This is a genomic window from Saccharopolyspora ipomoeae (assembly GCF_029952525.1).
Classification (GTDB): Bacteria; Actinomycetota; Actinomycetes; order Mycobacteriales; family Pseudonocardiaceae; genus Saccharopolyspora; species Saccharopolyspora ipomoeae.
In genome coordinates this window covers 63,418-79,734 of sequence record NZ_JASAOF010000014.1, presented here as the reverse complement: position 1 = coordinate 79,734, position 16,317 = coordinate 63,418, and the positions used below count along the sequence as shown (strand labels likewise).

Genomic DNA, 16,317 nt, shown 5'->3' with positions numbered 1-16,317 from the left:
CACCGGGCTGCGATGTGGCAAGGTGTTCGACGTGGTTGCAATCCCTGCTGCCCCGGACGTGCTGGCCCCCGACGTGGAGGTTGTGCCGCTGACCGCCGTGGCTGAGAAGCTCGGCCGGTCCGTCACCCGGGTGCATCAACTCATTCGTGATGGTCATCTGCTCGCCCTGCGCCGGAACAAGGAGCTGGGCGTTCCCAGCGCCTTCTTCCTCGACGACGAGATCGTGAAGGGCCTGCCCGGCACGATCACCCTGCTCCGGGACGCCGGTTACCACGAGGACGAGATCCTGCGCTGGTTGTTCACCGCCGACGACACGCTCCCGGGCACTCCGATCGACGCCCTGCGCGGCGACCGGGGCCGCGAGGTCAAGCGGCGCGCTCAAGCGATGGGCTTCTGAGGCCGGCGCGGGTGGCGACCGGTGCGCCACCCGCGGCCGGTGCGGCTCAGCCGGGCTGGTTGTTGTCCTTCATGGCGCCCCAGCCGTGCCACCTGTCGACCTCGATCCACGCGGTGACCCGCGGGTTCTCCCGGTTCGGGTACTTGTCTCCGAGGTAGTGCTGCGCGAGCCGGTCGATGTGGACCAGGCCCTCGTCGTCGGCGAACTCGGTCACCCGGCCGACGATGGTGACGTGGGTGTACCAGTCGCCGGAGTCGAGGACGCTCAGCGTCACGCGCGGGTCGCGCCGGATGTGCTTGAGGCGAACCCGACCGGCGTCCATGTTGATCATGACTCGGCCGTCGTCCTCCCACAGGTACCAGGTGGGGGTCGAGACCGGCGTGCCGTCGGAGCGCAGCGTCGTGATCACGGACGGGTTGGCGCGGCGCAGCAGCTCGACGGCGTCGGGCGGCAGCGGCGGCTTGGACATGCGAACTCCTAGCTCACTGGGTGTCGTTGCGGGACCGCGATGATCAGCCCCCCAGCATCATCGTCAGAGTGCCCGCGTGGCGCCATCCGGGACGGTTTTAGCCATGATCACCCATGATCAATGTCCGTTTTGCCCGGTCAATTATGGCTAAAACCGCCCACCACGCGCTGCGCGGCGAGCTTGCCCGAGATCAGCACCGGCGGGACGCCGACGCCCGGCGTCGTCCCCGACCCGGCGAGGACGACGTTGCCCAGCCCCCGGACCAGGTTCCTCGGCCGGAACGGCCCGGTCTGGGAGAAGGTGTGCGCCGCCGAGAACGGCGTCCCGGCGGCGTGCCCCTCCGCCGCCCACTCCAGCGGCGTCACCAGCTCCGACGTCTCGATCGCGGCGTCGAAGCCCGCGAAGCCCCGGCGTTCGAGGACGCCCACCAGCTCGTCCCGGTAGCGAGGCCCCACGCGCCGCCAGTCGATCGGCCCGGTCCGCAGGTTCGGGCACGGCGCGAGCACGTAGTGCAGCTCGCGGCCCTCCGGCGCCAGCGACGGATCGCTCGCGGTCGGCCTGGTGATCAGCAGCGACGGATCGCTCATCGGACGGCCGTCGCGGATGATCTCGGTGAAGGTGTCCTGCCAGGCCTCGCCGAACGAGATCGTGTGGTGCGCCGAACCCCAGTCGCGCGTGGTGCCCGCGTGCAGCACCACCGCCGACGGCGACCAGCGCAACCGGCGCTTCGGGCTCCGGCCCAGCAACCGGTGCACCACCGGCAGGTCCGGGGTGAGCACCACGGCGTCGGCCGGGACCCGCTCGTCGGCGGTGCGGACCGCGGTGATCCGATCACCGCTGCGCTCCAGCCCGGTGACCTCGGCGCCGTAGCGGAACTCCACCCCGGCGCTCGCCGCCGCTTCGGCCATCGCCGTGGGCACCGCGTGCATGCCGCCGCGCGGGAACCACACGCCGTTGACCGTGTCCATGTAGGAGATCACCGCGTACAGCGCCAGCGCGCGGCGCGGGTCCAGCCCGGCGTAGAGCGCCTGGAAGGAGAACACCCGTCGCACCCGCTCGTCGCGCAGGAACCGCCCGATCGCCGGGCCGAACCTGCCGAACCCGCCGAGCGCGACCAGTCGCGCCAGCTCCGGCGAGACCAGGTCCAGCGGCGAGTCGAAGTTGGCGTCGATGAACCGGTGCATCTCCGCCCGGTGCACCTCGGTCAGCCAGCGCCGCAGCCGCCGGTACCCGTCGGCCTCGCGCGGCCCGGCCAGCCGCCGGACCTCCTGCTCCATCGCCTCGGCGTCGGTGTGCACCGCCAGCTCCGAGCCGTCGGCGAAACGCGCCTGGTAGGCGGGGTGCAGCGGGATCAGGTCGAGGCGTTCGCGCACCGACGAGCCGACCGCGTGCAGCGCCTCGTCGAGCAGCTCGGGCATGGTCAGCACCGTCGGCCCGGTGTCGATCCGGTACCCGTCGAGCACGTGCAGCCCGGCGCGCCCGCCGGGCACGTCGGCGCGTTCCAGCACCGTCACGCGACGTCCGGTACCGGCCAGGTGCAGCGCGGCCGACAGGCCCGCCAGACCTGCGCCGACGATCACCACGTGGTCGGTGCGACCGGCGACCGCGCGCATCGGATCAGTGGCTGCGGTCGGTGACCGCGATGGCCAGCTCGGCCAGCCGCGACGCCGCCGGCTCGTCGAGCCCGGCGGTGTGCAGGGCGAGCATCGCCGACCCGGTCAGCTCGGTGATCCGCTTCTCCACGGCGGTGACCGCACCCAGCTCGGTGAGCACCTCGCGGGCGGCTTCCACCCGCTCCTCGGTGAGCAGCGGGTCGCCCAGCACCTCGTGCAGCAGGTCCAGCTTCTCCTGGTCCCCGCGCTCGCGGGCCTCGGCCACGGCCTCGGCGATGAGCACCGTGCGCTTGCCCTCGCGGAGGTCGTCCCCGGCGGGCTTGCCGGTCACCACCGGGTCGCCGAACACGCCGAGCAGGTCGTCGCGCAGCTGGAAGGCCACGCCGATGTCGGAACCGAAGCGGCGCAGCGCCGCCAGCTCCTCGGGGCCCGCCCCGGCGATCTCGGCGCCGATCTCCAGCGGCCGCTGGACGGTGTAGGAAGCGGCCTTGAGCTGGCAGATCTTCAGCGCGGCCTCGGGCGACTCGTCGACGTTCACCTGGCCCAGCACGTCCAGGTACTGGCCGGAGAGGACCTCGGTGCGCATCGCGCGCCACGGCCGCAGCGCTCGCTGCATCGCCTCGGCCGGGATGCCGGCGGAGTGCAGCATGTCGTCGGCCCAGGCCAGCGCCAGGTCGCCGAGCAGCACGGCGGCGGCCATGCCGAACTGGGTGTCGTCACCGGTGTAGTCGGAGTCGCGGTGCTGCTGCTGGAAGCGCCGGTGAACGGTCGGCTTGCCGCGCCGCGTGTCGGACTCGTCGATGAGGTCGTCGTGCACCAGCGCGCAGGTCTGGATCAGCTCCAGCGCGCTCGCCGCCTGCAGCATCGCCGCGGCCTCCGGCCCGTCGGCCGCGCCGCCGCAAGCCCGCCAGCCCCACCAGGCGAAGGTCGGGCGGATGCGCTTGCCGCCGCCGAGCACGAAGTCGTTGAGCTCGGCCACAGCGGCCCCGACGGCGGGATCGAGGTCGGCCGCCTCGTCGCGCCGCGCTTGCAAGTAGGCCGTCAGCGTCCGCTGGACGTGACCGGGCAGATCAGCTTCGAAATCGGCGTTGCCGCCGGGGGCCCGCATGGTGGCCGAATACATGGGAGGCACACCTCCATCCTGCGCGATGCGTTCGCGCGGCTTCCTGCGGGGCCACTGCGTCGCTCCCCGTAGCTGGGAAAACTCCGGAGCGTGACGGCGCTGGGTTCCGCCGTCCGCACCGCCGAGCGGAGCGATCCCCAGCACGTCTCAGAGTCGAGCACCGGGTCTGGTGCGCAGGTGGTTGCGCAGTGCGAGCGCGCCGACCAGCGCCGCCGAGACGATCGCCACGCCGCAGACCAGCAGCGCCCAGCCGATCCAGTCCAGGCCGGAGCCGGTGGAGAACTGGAAGGTCGCCTGCGGTTGGGTGATCTCGCCCGGCTGCAGCAGCCAGGTGACGGTGCCGGCGCTCTCCTCGCCGTTGGTGGTGGTGATCTCGCCCGGCGCGCTGATCTTCAGCTCGATCCCGGAATCGGTGTCGGCGAGCGGCGTGAGATCCGCCGATCCCTCGAAGACCACGAGCGAGCCGGTGCGGTACATCTTCAGCGAGAAGCGCGAGTCCGCCGGGCTCATCGCGGCCGCCAGCTGCTCGATCTCCTGGTAGGAGAGGTCGTTGAACGACAGGTTCGCGCCGACCCGGGTGCCCTCCTTGTAGGGGCGCACGTGCACGCGGTCGGCGAGATCGGGAGGTGGTCGCAGCTCGAACGGCACCTTGCCGTCCGGGGTTTCGGTGGCCACCAGCACCTCGCCGGAGACCTTGTCCTCGCCGGAGATCGTCATGGCGGCTCTGACGTGCAGGCAGCCGCTGAGCAGCGTGCACAGCACGACGACCAGCAGCAGCTTCAGCGCGCGACGCGGTGTGTTCCCCTCCACGCGAGGGATGCTGCCACCGAAGCGGGACCTTCGCCGTTCGTGTGATCGACTCACGCGTGTCCGCTTTTCGTCGTATCGCGTCGGTTCTTTCGGCGCGCGCTAGCGTGGCGGCATGGGAGTTGACCACAACGGCGTACACGCGATCAGCGACCGGTTCGTCGACGAGCTGGCGGCGCTGGATCCGATCGCGAGCACCTACCTGGGCGTGCCCGGTGGGGAAGAGGAACTGACCGACTACTCGCCCGACGGTCACCGGGCCCGCGCGGAGCTCGCGGCTCGGAGCCTCGCCGCGGTGCGCGAGGCGACTCCGGCCGACGACTCCGAGCGGATCGCGCAGGCCGTGTTCACCGAGCGCATCGGTCTCGACGTCGAACTGCACGAGATCGGCGCGGACATGTCCTCGCTGAACGTCATCGCCAGCCCCGCCCAGGAGCTGCGCCAGGTCTTCGACCTCATGCCCGGCGACACCGCCGCCGACTGGCGGACGATCGGCCGCCGCCTGGCGGCGATGCCGCGCGCGGTGCTGGGGCTGCGCGCCGGGCTCGCCGAGGCCGCCGCCTCCGGAAACGTCGCGGCCGCGCGGCAGGTCCGCAAGGTCGCCGAGCAGTGCGACACCTGGTCCGGGCGCACCGGCGGTGAGTCGTTCTTCGCCGCGATGGTCGGCCGCGCCCAGGGCGTCGAGGACTCGCTGCGCCGGGAGCTGGAGACCGCCGCCGAGTCGGCCGCCGAGGCCTACGCGGGCCTGGCCGACTTCCTGCGCGGCGACCTGCTGCCCCAGGCCCCGGAGAAGGACGCGGTCGGCGAGGAGCGCTACCGGCTGTGGTCCCGCTACTTCACCGGCGCGAAGCTGGACCTGCGCGAGGCCTACGAGTGGGGCTGGCAGGAGTTCTCCGGCATCGAGGCCGAGATGAAGCAGGTCGCCGACCGGATCAAGCCGGGCGCCTCGCTGGCCGAGGCCGCCGCCGCGCTCGACGCCGACGAGCGCTACCGGGTGCGCGGGCAGCGCGAGTTCGAGCGGTGGATGCAGCGGCTCTCCGACCAGGCCCTGGCGGACCTGCGCGGGACGCACTTCGAGATCCCGGACGCGCTGATGCGGCTGGAGTGCAAGATCGCCCCGCCCGGGGGCGGCGTCGGCGCCTACTACACCGGTCCCACCGACGACTTCTCCCGCCCGGGCCGGATGTGGTGGTCGGTGCCCGCCGACCGGGAGGACTTCCCGACCTGGCGCGAAGTGTCCACTGTGTACCACGAGGGCGTGCCGGGGCATCACCTGCAGGTGGCGACCTCGGTGCACGAGGCGGAGCGGCTCAACAAGTTCCAGCGGCTGGCCTGCTTCGTCTCCGGGCACGGCGAGGGCTGGGCGCTGTACGCGGAGCGGCTGATGCGCGAGCTCGGCTACCTCTCCGACGACGGCGACCTGCTGGGCATGCTCAACGACCAGCTGTTCCGCGCCGCGCGCGTGGTCGTCGACATCGGCATGCACCTGGAGCTGGAGATCCCGGCCGGGACCGGGTTCCACGAGGGCGAGCGGTGGACGCCGGAGCTCGGGCTGGAGTTCATGCTCTCGCGCACCATCACCGACCCGGCGCAGGTCCGCGACGAGATCGACCGCTACCTGGGCTGGCCGGGCCAGGCCCCGTCGTACAAGCTCGGCGAACGCCTCTGGCGCGCCGCCCGCGACGAGGCCCGCCGGCGGCACGGCTCGGCCTTCGACGTCAAGGCGTTCCACACCGAAGCCCTGAAGATGGGCTCGATGGGCCTCGACACCCTCCGAGACCAGCTCACCCGGCTCTGACGCGGCGTCGCCGTCGAAAGCCCCGGTTCTCACCGCGCGAAAACCGGGGTTTTCAACGTCGAGGGCAAGGAGCTGCTATGCGGCGGAGCCGCATTCTCTTTCACCACCTAAGGCACTGGCACCGCCGCAGGTTCTGATCGGCTTCGTGGCGAGTACGCCGGGACGCCGTGTATTGGCATACTCAAGGAGCGGCGCACGGAGTCCACGGAGCCGATCAGGTTCTGCTACCCGCACCGCCAAGCAAGGCGACTCCTCACAGCGGCAGGGGGCGGCCGAGGACGGCGAAGGGCCTGGGGTCGCCGGTGAAGCTGTAGTTGCGCAGGACGTCCTGGAAACCGACGCGCTGGTAGAGCTTCCAGGCGCGGGTCGGCCCCTCCGGGGTCGACAGCAGGACCTTGCTGCCCGGCGCGCCGTCGAGCAGCCTGCGCAGGATCTCCTCGCCGAGCCCAGCGCCCTGGGCGCTGGGGTGCACGTGCAGCTCGGTGAGCTCGAAGTAGTCCTCGAGCCAGGTGCCCGGGTCGCCTCCGGTGTCCTCCAGGCCGCGGCGGACCTGCTCGTGCCACCACTGGCCGGGGGCTCCGAGGTAGCCGTAGCCGATGCCGGTGAGCTCGTCGTCGTCGTTGAACGCGCCGATGCAGCGCCAGCCGGCGCGCAGCATGTGAGCCGACCACATCGGTGCGCGCTGCTGAGCGGTCACGGGCGGGTAGCCCATCGCGGTCACGTAGATCCGGAGGGCCTCGGGGAGTCTCGCTCGCAACTGATCGGTGGTCAGTTCGACAACCCGGTCGCAGCTGGGGGAGGGCGCAGCGGTCACGGCCGAACACTAACTCCTCCCGCACTCGCGGTCCTTCTCGCTCCCGGACAACGCGATTCCATGATCACCTCCGCAGGTTCGTGACTCGAACAGGTGAGCTACAGCGCATCGCTTGAGTCGATCTCCGGCTGGCGCTAATCTGGCCATGTTCGAACGACAGTTCGACGAACTCTCGTTCGAACACCGGTCCGGCGACGGGGTGGGGGAAGCGCCCCGCCGCCGGACCCCACAGCCGAAGGGAGAGAGCCGATGTCTTATCCCACCGACCTGTCGATCCCGTCGCCGCGCCACTCCGCCGAGAACCGCGGGCCCACGCCGGAGGCGGACACGCCGGCCGGCGCGCTCTCGCTGCTGCTGCACGCGCGAACCTGCCTGCACGAGGCCGAGATCGCCCAACGCCCAGGCGAGCGGTTCGTGGCCGCGCACCTGGCGGCGCTGCGGGCGGCCACAGCGGTGGTCGTGGCGCGCGCGATGCGCCGCCAGGACAAGCGACCGGCGAGCGTCTGGCAGCTGCTGACCGCGGCTGCTCCCGAACTGCGCGAGTGGGCGGCCTACTTCGCCGCGCACACCAACCGGCGCGCCGCCGCCGAGGCCGGAATCCCGACCACGACCGACGCGCACGCCGACGAACTGCTGGACAACAGCCGGGAATTCCTCGGCATCGTGGGACGAAGCCTGCTGGGGGCGACGCGTGAACGGTACTGATGTGGCACTCGAACACGAACGCATGCTCGACCAACTGGGGATCGAGGCGCAGCTGCTGACCGCGGCGACGCACGACGTGCACGTCGACGCACCGGTGTTCAGCGCGTCCGGCCGGACCGTCGGCCAGACGGTCCGGCACCTCGGCGACCTGTGCGAGGACGTGCTGTCCTGGCTCGGATCGCCGGAGGCGCACCGGCGCTGGGAACTCCCCGGCACGCCGGATCTGCGGGAGCTGACCAACCGGTTCGCCGTGCGGATGGCCGACCTGCTCGCCGAGTTCGTCTCCCGACCACCGCACGACCCGTGCCCGACCTGGTGGCCCGAGCAGCACACCGCGGCCTTCTGGGTGCGCCGGATGCTGCACGCCACCACCGTGCACCGCGCCGACGTCCAGACGGCCGCCGGGATCGAGCACACGCCGATCGATCCGGAGGTCGCCACCGACGGCGTCGACGAGGTGCTGCGGGTCTTCTTCGGCTACCGGCTGCACTCGCTGCAGATCACCGCCACGCGGCCGTGCTCGGTGGGCGTGCACGTGCCCGGCTGCAACTGGCTGATCACCGCCGACCCGAGCGGCGCCGCGGTCACCAGCTCGCAGGACGTGGCCACCACGACACCGGATGCGGTGGTCGGCGGCGATCCCAGCGCCGTCTACCTGTGGATGTGGGGCAGGCTGCCCAACCGCGCCGTCGAGACCAGCGGGGACCCCGACGCCATCGCTCAGCTCTGGGGGCTGCTCCAGCTGGCCACCCGGTGACGGGCGGGCGCCGCGAAATTCGGTTGCCCGGAACGAGGAGGGAGCACATCGTGGGCGGATGCTGATCCGCCGCGAGAACGCCGCCGACATCACCGGGATTCGCCGCGTGCACGCCGAAGCGTTCGCCGACACCGAGAACCCGCAGGCCCTCCCCGCCGAGGTGGGTCTGGTCGACGCCCTGCGCGCGAGCGCGGCGTGGTTGCCGGAGCTCTCGCTGGTCGCCGAACGCGACGGCGAGATCACCGGGCACGTGGTGTGCAGCCGTGCGCACATCGGCGACGCACCGGCGCTCGGGCTCGGCCCGCTCGGCGTGCACCCGGCCGCCCAGAGCACGGGCGTCGGATCGGCGCTGATGCACGCCGTGCTCGGTGCCGCCGACGCCCTCGGCGAACCGCTCGTCGTCCTGCTCGGGCACGCCGACTACTACCCGAGGTTCGGCTTCGAACCCGCCGCGCAGCTCGGCATCACGCCACCGGTTCCCGAGTGGGCCCCGCACTTCCAGGCCCGACCGCTGACGACCCACGACCCGTCCGCGCGCGGCGAATTCGCCTACGCCGCACCGTTCCTGGAGCTGTAGTGCTCACGCCCGCAGGCGCAGGCCCTTCGGGGTGGCCCGGAACCCGGCCTCGGTGAGGACCTCGGCCAGCTTCGAACCCCAGGCGCCCTCGCCGTCGGCGCGCTCCACCGAGAGCTGGTCGAGCCAGCCCTCCCGGACCACGCGGGCCAGCCCGGCCGCAGCCGCCCGGAGCGCGGACTCGTCCTCGGTGAACGACAGCAGCGACTTGCCCCCGCGTTCGACGTAGAACACGGCCTCGCCGCCGACCAGCACCACCAGCGCGCCCGCCTTGCGGCCGGGCCGGTGCCGGGTCTCCCCCATCGCGGCCGGCCAGTCGAGCGCACCGCCGTAGGGCTGCGCCGGGTCGGCGGCGGCCAGCACGACCGCCTCACCGCCGGTCTCGTCGTCACCGGCGAGCGCCCGCAACCGGTCGATGGCGCCCGGGACCGCGAACTGCGCGGCACCCAAGCCCTCGATCACGTACCCGCGACGGCAGCGCCCGGACTCCTCCATCGCCCGAAGAACCTTGTACACGGCGGAGAAACCCCCGGTCACCCGCTCGACGTCCAGAGCGCCCCTGGTCAGCACCCCGTGCCGCTCCAGGAACGCCTCGGCGCGCGCGTGCGCGCGACGCGTCGGTTCGGCGGCCGGTCGCGGAGCCAGCGACCAGCGCCCGGACACCGTCGGCGGCCCGCCGCGCGGCGGCATCGACGGGCGCCCCGCCCGCAGCCGCGCGTACCGGCCGCGCGGGGCGCTGCGACGCGGCTTGTGCGCGGCACCCCGGCCGGAGACCAGCGAGCGCAACGGCGCCAGCGTGTCGTTGGTGACCGTCCCCGCCCACACCAGGTCCCACAGCGCGGCCGTGACCGCGTCGTCGGCGGGCGCCGCCTCATCCTGCTCCAGCAGCAGCGCCCCCGCGCGGTCGGCGAGCTGCCGGAAGAACAGCGCGCCGCCCTCCAACGACGACACCACGGCGCGGTGCAGCGGCGAATCCGGCGGCTCCTCGGGAAGGTCCGGCAGCAGCAGATCGGCGACGTCGGTGGGCGCCAGCGCGATCCACCCGTCGCCCCCGGCCAGCGAGCCCGAGCCGACCCAGCTCACCTCGCCGGTCGCGGTCAGCTCGTCCAGCAGGGCGGGGGAGTAGCCGGGCAGCCGCGCGGGCAGCACCAGCGACTCCAGCGCGCTCGCCGGAACCGGCGCCCCGGCCAGCTGCTCGACCACCGCGTACACGTCGTCCACGGTCGGCGCCGTGCGCAACCGGGCCCCGATGCCGTGCCACACCGGCAGGAACCGGCCCAGCGCAGCGGGTTCCACCGGTTCGACCTCGGCGCGCAGCCGGGCCAGCGACGCCCGCCGCAACCGGCGCAGCACCTCCGCGTCGCAGTACTCCAGCGCGCCCCCGCCACCGGACTCCAGCGGGCGCAGCTCGCCGCGCACCAACCGCCCGGAACCGGTGAGCCGGTCCAGCACGCCGTGCACCACCGCCACGCCCAGCCCGAACCGCTGCGCGGCGGTCTCGGCGGTGAACGGGCCGCGGCAGCGCGCGTAGCGGATCAGCAGGTCCCCGAGCGGATCGGCGACCGGTTCGGTGAACGCCTCGGGCACGCCCACCGGCAGCGCGACGCCGAGCGCGTCGCGGACCTTGCCGGCGTCCTCGATCGGGATCCAGCGCTGCTCCCCGGCCATCCGGACCTGCAGGACGCGGCGCTGCTCGGCCAGCTCCTCCAGCCATTCCGGCCGCACACCGCGCTTCTCGGCCTCCGACGTGGACAGATCGCCGAGGAAGTGCAGCAGGTCGGCCGCGCCTTCGGCGTCGCGCGGCCGGCGATCGGGGTCGAGGCGCTGCAGCTGCTGCTCGATCTCGTCCAGCGACTCCGGATCCAGCAGCTCGCGCAGGGCCTCCGAGCCGAGCAGCTCGGCGAGCAGCGTCGAGTCCAGGCTCAGCGCGGCCGACCGGCGCTCGGCCAGCGGAGCGTCGGTCTCGTAGAGGAACATGCCGATGTAGCCGAACAGGAGGCTGCGCGCGAACGGCGACGGCGTCGGCGTCTCCACCTCCACCACGCGCACCTTGCGGGCCGCGACCTGCTGCATCAGCTCGGTCAGCCCCGGCACGTCGTAGACGTCCTGGAGGCACTCCCGCATCGCCTCCAGCACGATCGGGAACTGCTCGTACTGCGACGCCACGGCCAGCAGCTGCGCCGACCGCTGCCGCTGCTGCCACAGCGGGGTGCGGCGGCGCGGATCGCGGCGCGGCAGCAGCAGCGCGCGAGCCGCGCACTCCCGGAACCGCGCGGCGAACAGCGCTGAGCCGCCGACCTCGTCGGTGACCAGCTGCTGCGCCTCCTCGGGCGGCAGCAGGACGTCGTCGGCGGTGGGCAGCACCTCGGCCCCGGACTCGTCCAGCGCGTCGGCCAGCCGGATCACGATGCCGTCGTCGGAGGAGGCGATCTGCGGTTCGATGCCGCGGCGCTCCCGGATCCGCGCGCCGACGGCCAGCGCCCACGGGCCGTTGACCTGGGCGCCGAAGGGGGAGTGCACCACCATCCGCCAGTCGCCGAGCTCGTCGCGGAACCGCTCGACGACGATCGTCCGGTCGTCGGGCACGTGCCGCGTGGCCCGCCGCTGCTCGTCCAAGTAGGACAGCAGGTTGTCGCACGCCCACTCGTCCAGTCCCGCGGCGGTGATGCGCTCCCGGGCCGCTTGCGCGTCGGCACCGGTCAGCTCGCGGACGAAGGCCCCCAGCGCTCGGCCGAGCTCCAGCGGACGGCCCGGTTGGTCGCCGCGCCAGAACGGCATCCGCCCCGGCTGGCCCGGCGCGGGCGTGACGACGACCCGGTCGTGGGTGATGTCCTCGACCCGCCACGCGCTGGTGCCCAGCAGGAACGTGTCGCCGACGCGGGATTCGTAGACCATCTCCTCGTCGAGCTCGCCGACCCGCACGCCGCCCCGCCCGGCCTCCTCGTCGCCGGGCGTGGTCACGGTGAACAGACCCCGGTCGGGGATGGTGCCGCCGGAGGTCACCGCGAGCCGCTGCGCTCCCGGCCGGGCGCGCAGCTCGTCGTTGACCCGGTCCCACACGATCCGCGCCCGCAGCTCGCCGAACTCCTCGCTGGGATAGCGCCCGGCGAGCATGTCCAGCACCGCGTGCAGCGCCGAGTCGGGCAGGCCCGCGTAGGGCGCCGACCGGCGGACCAGCGCGGCGAGCTCGGTCACCGGCCAGTCGTCCATCGCCGTCATCGACACGATCTGCTGGGCCAGCACGTCCAGCGGGTTGCGCGGGTAGGTGAGCGACTCGATGAGCCCGTCGGCCATCCGCTCCGACACCACCGCGCAGCCGACCAGATCACCCCGGAACTTCGGGAAGACCACCCCGCGCGACACCGCGCCGACCTGGTGGCCACCGCGGCCGATGCGCTGCAGACCGGACGCCACCGTCGGCGGCGTCTCGACCTGGATCACCAGGTCCACCGCGCCCATGTCGATGCCCAGCTCCAGCGAGGACGTGGCCACGACGCACGGCAGGGTCCCGGACTTGAGCTCCTCCTCGACGACGGCGCGCTGCTCCTTCGACATCGACCCGTGGTGCGCCTTGGCCACCACCGGCGGAGCTCCCGCGCCGACCCCGGAACCGCCGACCGCCTCGGCGGGGAAGCGGGACATCGGCTCCGGCTGCTCGACGGCGAGCTCGTTGATGCCCGCCGTGAGCCGTTCGGCGAGCCGCCGGGAGTTGCTGAACACGATGGTCGACCGGTGCTGCCGGATCAGTTCCAGGATGCGTTCCTGCACCGATGGCCAGATGGAGGTGTGCTGGTCAGGGGCCTGGTCGCCGTCGTCGCCGGAGGACGCGCCGAGCTCGGCCATGTCCGGCACCGGCACCTCGACCCGGACCTCGACCTCCTTGGGGTGCGCGGGCTGCACGGTGCGCACCGGCCGGCCACCGGCGAGGTAGGTGCTCACCTCCTCGACCGGGCGCACGGTCGCCGACAGCCCGACGCGCTGCGCGGGACGGTCCAGCAGCGCGTCGAGCCGTTCCAGCGACAGCGCCAGGTGCGCGCCGCGCTTGGTCCCGGCCACGGCGTGCACCTCGTCGACGATCACCGTCTCCACCCCGGTCAGCGACTCGCGCGCCGCCGAGGTGAGCAGCAGGAACAGCGATTCGGGGGTGGTGACGAGCACGTCCGGCGGTTTGCGGGCGAACGATCGACGCTGGTCGGCGGGGGTGTCGCCGGTGCGGATGCCGACCTGGACGTCCGGTGGTTCGCCGCCCAGTCGCCGGGTGGCCTGCCGGATCCCGGCCAGCGGCGCGCGCAGGTTCCGCTCCACGTCGACGGCCAGGGCCTTCAGCGGCGACACGTAGAGGACCCGGCAGCGCTTCTTCGGGTCGGCGGGCACGTCCTCGGCGGCGAGCCGGTCGAGCGCGGACAGGAACGCCGCGAGCGTCTTGCCGGAACCGGTCGGTGCCACCACCAGGGCGTGCTCGCCCGCCGCGATGGCCTCCCACGCGCCCCGCTGAGCCTCGGTGGGCGCGTCGAAGGCCCCGCGGAACCAGTCGCGGGTCGCCGCGGAGAACCCCTCCAGCACGTCGTTCACGTCCCCATGCTGGACCACGTCACCGACAGACGGCCTGGTCGCTGATCGCAGTGCGGCGGGAGCCGCTGTTTCAGGTGTGGGACTCAGCTGGCACCGTCGCGGGTTCTGAGCGCTTTCGTGGCGAGTACGCCGGGACGCCGTGTGTTGGCACACATCAGGATTGGCGCACGGAGTCCACGGAAGCGCTCAGGTTCCGCTACCCGCACCGCCAAGCAGGGTGACCACAGCACAGTTCTTAGCGGCGGTTCTGCCAGAAGAAGCGGATGGCCAGGACGATCACCGCGATGAGGGTCGCGGCGATCACGAGCTTGCCGAGGGGCGTGGACATGCCGGTCGGGTCGGCCTGCAGGAGCAGCACATCACCAGGCTACGGCGGACACGTACGCTGGTCGACGATGCGCCACACCGCTTTCCGCCACCGCATGGCCGAGGAGTTCGGCCGGGTCAGGTCCGAGATGCTCGCCCAGGACCACGTGTTCTCGTCCTTGGGCGGGCGCACCGTGGACCAGGCCCTGGAGGACGGCTACACGACCAAGGAGGTCTGGTCGGCGGTCTGCGACGCCTTCGAGGTCCCGGCCGAGCGCCGCTGAGGCACCTCACCCGGCAGGGCTGGACTTCTCCGGCTTCTCCCCGTCCTGGAAGTCGGCCCAGAGGTTCTGGGCGCTGATCTCCTGCTGCTCGGTGCGGTGGGACTCGCGGTAGTGCTCGTAGGCGCGGCGCCGCTCCTGGCGCAGGTGCCGCATCCGCTCGGCGGCGACCCGGCGCTGCTGCTCGGGGGTGGCGCGGCCCTCGGCCACGGCCATCTCGTCGTTGCACATCGGTTCCAGCTCGGAGATCCGCCGCTCGTCGGCGAGCACCGAGTCGGGGTCCTCCTGCACCGGCGGTTCGTGGTGGCGGTAGCGCACGTAGGGGTTGTCCTGCGGAAGTCCACCGCTGACCCGGCCGTAGAAGCCGAAGAACATCAGCACCAGGCCCGCGACGAAGCTGAACACCACGTTCTGCATCTCGAAGGCGAAGATGTTCCACGACGTGCTGATCAGAACCAGGTTGACCAGCCCGGACAGGAAGAACAGCACTCCGATGGCGGCCGTGGTGGTGGAGGAGACCGGTCCGCCCCAGGCGGCCGCTCCGACCAGGATCGCGCCGACGACGATCGACACGACGGCCAGCAGCCCGTTGCTGGACAGGCCCAGCACGTCGATGCCGTCGGTGGTGAACAGCGGGACCCGGTTGGCGAGTCCGAGCACGCCGAAGGCCATCAGGCACGCCCCGAAGACGGCGGCGGCGACCCGGTAGAAGCGGTTCAGCGGGTGCTCCGGCGGAAGGTAGCGATCCATGCGCATGATGAGCACCTCCTGGGAAAACACGAGGTCGTCCCGAGTGTCCTCCCACGAGCCCCTGATCGCACCGTCACACGACCAGGTGATTCGACCGGCGTGTCGGTTCGGTGCTCGAACATCCGTTCGCTTAGTATGGGTGCCACGGGACCGGGAGCGCCCGCAAACCCCGCGAGTCGGATTGTCGGTCCCAGCCCGTAGCGTCTGAAACGACGTGAACGACTCGCCCGCAAAGAGAGTCGCCCGAAGACCCGACTCGAAGACTTCACCGAGGTGGACCCCGATGGCAGCAGCGACACCGGACAAGGGCAAGGCGCTGGAGCTGGCGCTCGCCCAGATCGACAAGCAGTTCGGCAAGGGATCGGTCATGCGGCTCGGCGACGACTCGCGGCCGCCGGTCGAGGTCATCCCGACCGGTTCCATCTCGCTCGACGTCGCGCTGGGCATCGGCGGCCTGCCGCGCGGTCGCATCGTCGAGGTCTACGGCCCGGAGAGCAGCGGTAAGACCTCGGTCGCCCTGCACGCCGTGGCCAACGCCCAGAAGCTCGGCGGCACGGCGGCCTTCGTCGACGCCGAGCACGCGCTGGACCCGGAGTACGCCAAGGCGATCGGCGTCGACACCGACGCGCTGCTGGTGTCCCAGCCCGACACCGGTGAGCAGGCGCTGGAGATCGCGGACATGCTGATCCGCTCCGGCGCGCTGGACATCATCGTCATCGACTCGGTGGCCGCGCTCGTGCCGCGCGCCGAGATCGAGGGCGAGATGGGCGACAGCCACGTGGGTCTGCAGGCCCGGCTGATGAGCCAGGCGCTGCGCAAGCTCACCTCCGCGCTCTACAACGCCAAGACCACCGCGATCTTCATCAACCAGCTCCGCGAGAAGGTCGGCGTCATGTTCGGCTCCCCGGAGACCACCACCGGTGGTAAGGCGCTGAAGTTCTACTCCTCGGTGCGGCTGGACGTGCGCCGGATCGAGACGCTCAAGGACGGTTCCGACGCGGTCGGCAACCGGACCCGCGTGAAGATCGTCAAGAACAAGGTCGCGCCGCCGTTCAAGCAGGCCGAGTTCGACATCATCTACGGCGTCGGCATCAGCCGCGAGGGCTCGCTGATCGACATGGGTGTTGAGCAGGGCATCATCCGCAAGTCCGGTGCCTGGTACACCTACGAGGGCGACCAGCTGGGCCAGGGCAAGGAGAACGCCCGCAAGTTCATGCGGGAGAACCCCGACGTGGCCAACGAGATCGAGAAGCGGATCAAGGAGAAGCTCGGCATCGGCGCCACCCTCGACGCCGAGGGCGACAACGCCGCCGCCGAGCCCGCGCCGGTCGAGTTCTGATCCGGCCTTGGC

Annotated in this window: 15 protein-coding genes; 7 read left to right on the top strand and 8 right to left on the bottom strand. The window is 72.1% G+C overall.

Annotated elements, in window-relative coordinates; all coding sequences use genetic code 11:
* Positions 1-31: 31 nt before the first annotated feature.
* On the top strand, positions 32-397 hold the full coding sequence (locus QFW96_RS20325; protein WP_175548061.1) for an Rv2175c family DNA-binding protein: 366 nt from the start codon (positions 32-34) through the stop codon (positions 395-397).
* Between the two features lie 46 nt (positions 398-443).
* On the opposite strand, the gene QFW96_RS20320 is transcribed toward QFW96_RS20325, so the two are convergent.
* The 4 genes from QFW96_RS20320 to QFW96_RS20305 form a co-directional block, all read right to left on the bottom strand.
* Positions 444-866 (bottom strand): PPOX class F420-dependent oxidoreductase, encoded by a 423-nt coding sequence (locus tag QFW96_RS20320; RefSeq protein WP_281457275.1) that lies wholly within the window; start codon positions 864-866, stop codon positions 444-446.
* A 137-nt stretch (positions 867-1,003) separates the two neighbouring features.
* The gene (gene crtI / locus QFW96_RS20315) at positions 1,004-2,479 is read right to left on the bottom strand and encodes a phytoene desaturase family protein (RefSeq protein WP_281457274.1); all 1,476 of its coding nucleotides are present in this window, start codon (positions 2,477-2,479) and stop codon (positions 1,004-1,006) included.
* A 4-nt stretch (positions 2,480-2,483) separates the two neighbouring features.
* Positions 2,484-3,602, bottom strand: coding sequence for a polyprenyl synthetase family protein (locus QFW96_RS20310; RefSeq protein ID WP_281457273.1), 1,119 nt, complete (start codon positions 3,600-3,602; stop codon positions 2,484-2,486).
* 147 nt (positions 3,603-3,749) lie between these two features.
* Positions 3,750-4,412, bottom strand: coding sequence for a DUF3153 domain-containing protein (locus tag QFW96_RS20305; protein ID WP_281457272.1), 663 nt, complete (start codon positions 4,410-4,412; stop codon positions 3,750-3,752).
* 112 nt (positions 4,413-4,524) lie between these two features.
* Between QFW96_RS20305 and QFW96_RS20300 the strand changes: the two genes are divergently transcribed.
* Positions 4,525-6,207, top strand: a complete 1,683-nt coding sequence (locus tag QFW96_RS20300) for a DUF885 domain-containing protein (protein ID WP_281457271.1) — start codon at positions 4,525-4,527, stop codon at positions 6,205-6,207.
* A 253-nt stretch (positions 6,208-6,460) separates the two neighbouring features.
* Here QFW96_RS20300 and QFW96_RS20295 read toward each other — a convergent pair whose 3' ends face one another.
* Positions 6,461-7,021 carry a GNAT family N-acetyltransferase gene (locus QFW96_RS20295; protein WP_281457270.1) on the bottom strand — a complete coding sequence of 187 codons (561 nt, stop codon included), beginning with the start codon at positions 7,019-7,021 and terminating at the stop codon, positions 6,461-6,463.
* A gap of 249 nt (positions 7,022-7,270) precedes the next feature.
* On the opposite strand from QFW96_RS20295, the gene QFW96_RS20290 reads away from it, so the two are divergent.
* The 3 genes from QFW96_RS20290 to QFW96_RS20280 are packed head-to-tail and all read left to right on the top strand — an operon-like array spanning position 7,271 to position 9,060.
* Positions 7,271-7,726 (top strand): SAV_6107 family HEPN domain-containing protein, encoded by a 456-nt coding sequence (locus QFW96_RS20290; RefSeq protein ID WP_281457269.1) that lies wholly within the window; start codon positions 7,271-7,273, stop codon positions 7,724-7,726.
* 22 nt (positions 7,727-7,748) lie between these two features.
* A complete protein-coding gene (locus QFW96_RS20285) occupies positions 7,749-8,483 on the top strand; it encodes a maleylpyruvate isomerase N-terminal domain-containing protein (protein ID WP_281457268.1) in 735 nt (244 codons plus the stop codon).
* A gap of 58 nt (positions 8,484-8,541) precedes the next feature.
* Positions 8,542-9,060 (top strand): GNAT family N-acetyltransferase, encoded by a 519-nt coding sequence (locus QFW96_RS20280; protein ID WP_281457267.1) that lies wholly within the window; start codon positions 8,542-8,544, stop codon positions 9,058-9,060.
* A gap of 3 nt (positions 9,061-9,063) precedes the next feature.
* On the opposite strand, the gene QFW96_RS20275 is transcribed toward QFW96_RS20280, so the two are convergent.
* Together QFW96_RS20275 and QFW96_RS20270 are read right to left on the bottom strand one after the other, a co-directional pair.
* Positions 9,064-13,629 carry an ATP-dependent helicase gene (locus QFW96_RS20275; RefSeq protein WP_281457266.1) on the bottom strand — a complete coding sequence of 1,522 codons (4,566 nt, stop codon included), beginning with the start codon at positions 13,627-13,629 and terminating at the stop codon, positions 9,064-9,066.
* A gap of 235 nt (positions 13,630-13,864) precedes the next feature.
* Complete coding sequence (locus QFW96_RS20270) at positions 13,865-13,987, bottom strand: hypothetical protein (protein WP_281248770.1); 123 nt, start codon at positions 13,985-13,987, stop codon at positions 13,865-13,867.
* A gap of 37 nt (positions 13,988-14,024) precedes the next feature.
* On the opposite strand from QFW96_RS20270, the gene QFW96_RS20265 reads away from it, so the two are divergent.
* Positions 14,025-14,219 (top strand): DUF3046 domain-containing protein, encoded by a 195-nt coding sequence (locus tag QFW96_RS20265; RefSeq protein ID WP_281457265.1) that lies wholly within the window; start codon positions 14,025-14,027, stop codon positions 14,217-14,219.
* Between the two features lie 6 nt (positions 14,220-14,225).
* Here the strand turns inward: QFW96_RS20265 and QFW96_RS20260 are convergent, their stop codons facing one another.
* A complete protein-coding gene (locus tag QFW96_RS20260; protein WP_281457264.1) occupies positions 14,226-14,966 on the bottom strand; it encodes a DUF4383 domain-containing protein in 741 nt (246 codons plus the stop codon).
* Positions 14,967-15,249: 283 nt separating this feature from the next.
* Between QFW96_RS20260 and recA the strand changes: the two genes are divergently transcribed.
* Entirely contained in the window at positions 15,250-16,305 is a 1,056-nt protein-coding gene (recA, locus tag QFW96_RS20255; RefSeq protein WP_281457263.1) for a recombinase RecA, read from the top strand.
* Positions 16,306-16,317 lie beyond the last annotated feature (12 nt).

Bases quoted from the DNA above. Each gene is read 5' to 3' on its own strand.
- QFW96_RS20285 (WP_281457268.1), top strand. From the start codon at position 7,749: ATGCTCGACCAACTGGGGATCGAGGCGCAGCTGCTGACCGCGGCGACG.
- QFW96_RS20310 (WP_281457273.1), bottom strand. From the start codon at position 3,602: ATGTATTCGGCCACCATGCGGGCCCCCGGCGGCAACGCCGATTTCGAA.
- QFW96_RS20265 (WP_281457265.1), top strand. From the start codon at position 14,025: ATGCGCCACACCGCTTTCCGCCACCGCATGGCCGAGGAGTTCGGCCGG.
- QFW96_RS20280 (WP_281457267.1), top strand. From the start codon at position 8,542: ATGCTGATCCGCCGCGAGAACGCCGCCGACATCACCGGGATTCGCCGC.
- QFW96_RS20300 (WP_281457271.1), top strand. From the start codon at position 4,525: ATGGGAGTTGACCACAACGGCGTACACGCGATCAGCGACCGGTTCGTC.
- QFW96_RS20290 (WP_281457269.1), top strand. From the start codon at position 7,271: ATGTCTTATCCCACCGACCTGTCGATCCCGTCGCCGCGCCACTCCGCC.
- QFW96_RS20320 (WP_281457275.1), bottom strand. From the start codon at position 866: ATGTCCAAGCCGCCGCTGCCGCCCGACGCCGTCGAGCTGCTGCGCCGC.
- QFW96_RS20260 (WP_281457264.1), bottom strand. From the start codon at position 14,966: ATGGATCGCTACCTTCCGCCGGAGCACCCGCTGAACCGCTTCTACCGG.
- recA (WP_281457263.1), top strand. From the start codon at position 15,250: ATGGCAGCAGCGACACCGGACAAGGGCAAGGCGCTGGAGCTGGCGCTC.
- crtI (WP_281457274.1), bottom strand. From the start codon at position 2,479: ATGCGCGCGGTCGCCGGTCGCACCGACCACGTGGTGATCGTCGGCGCA.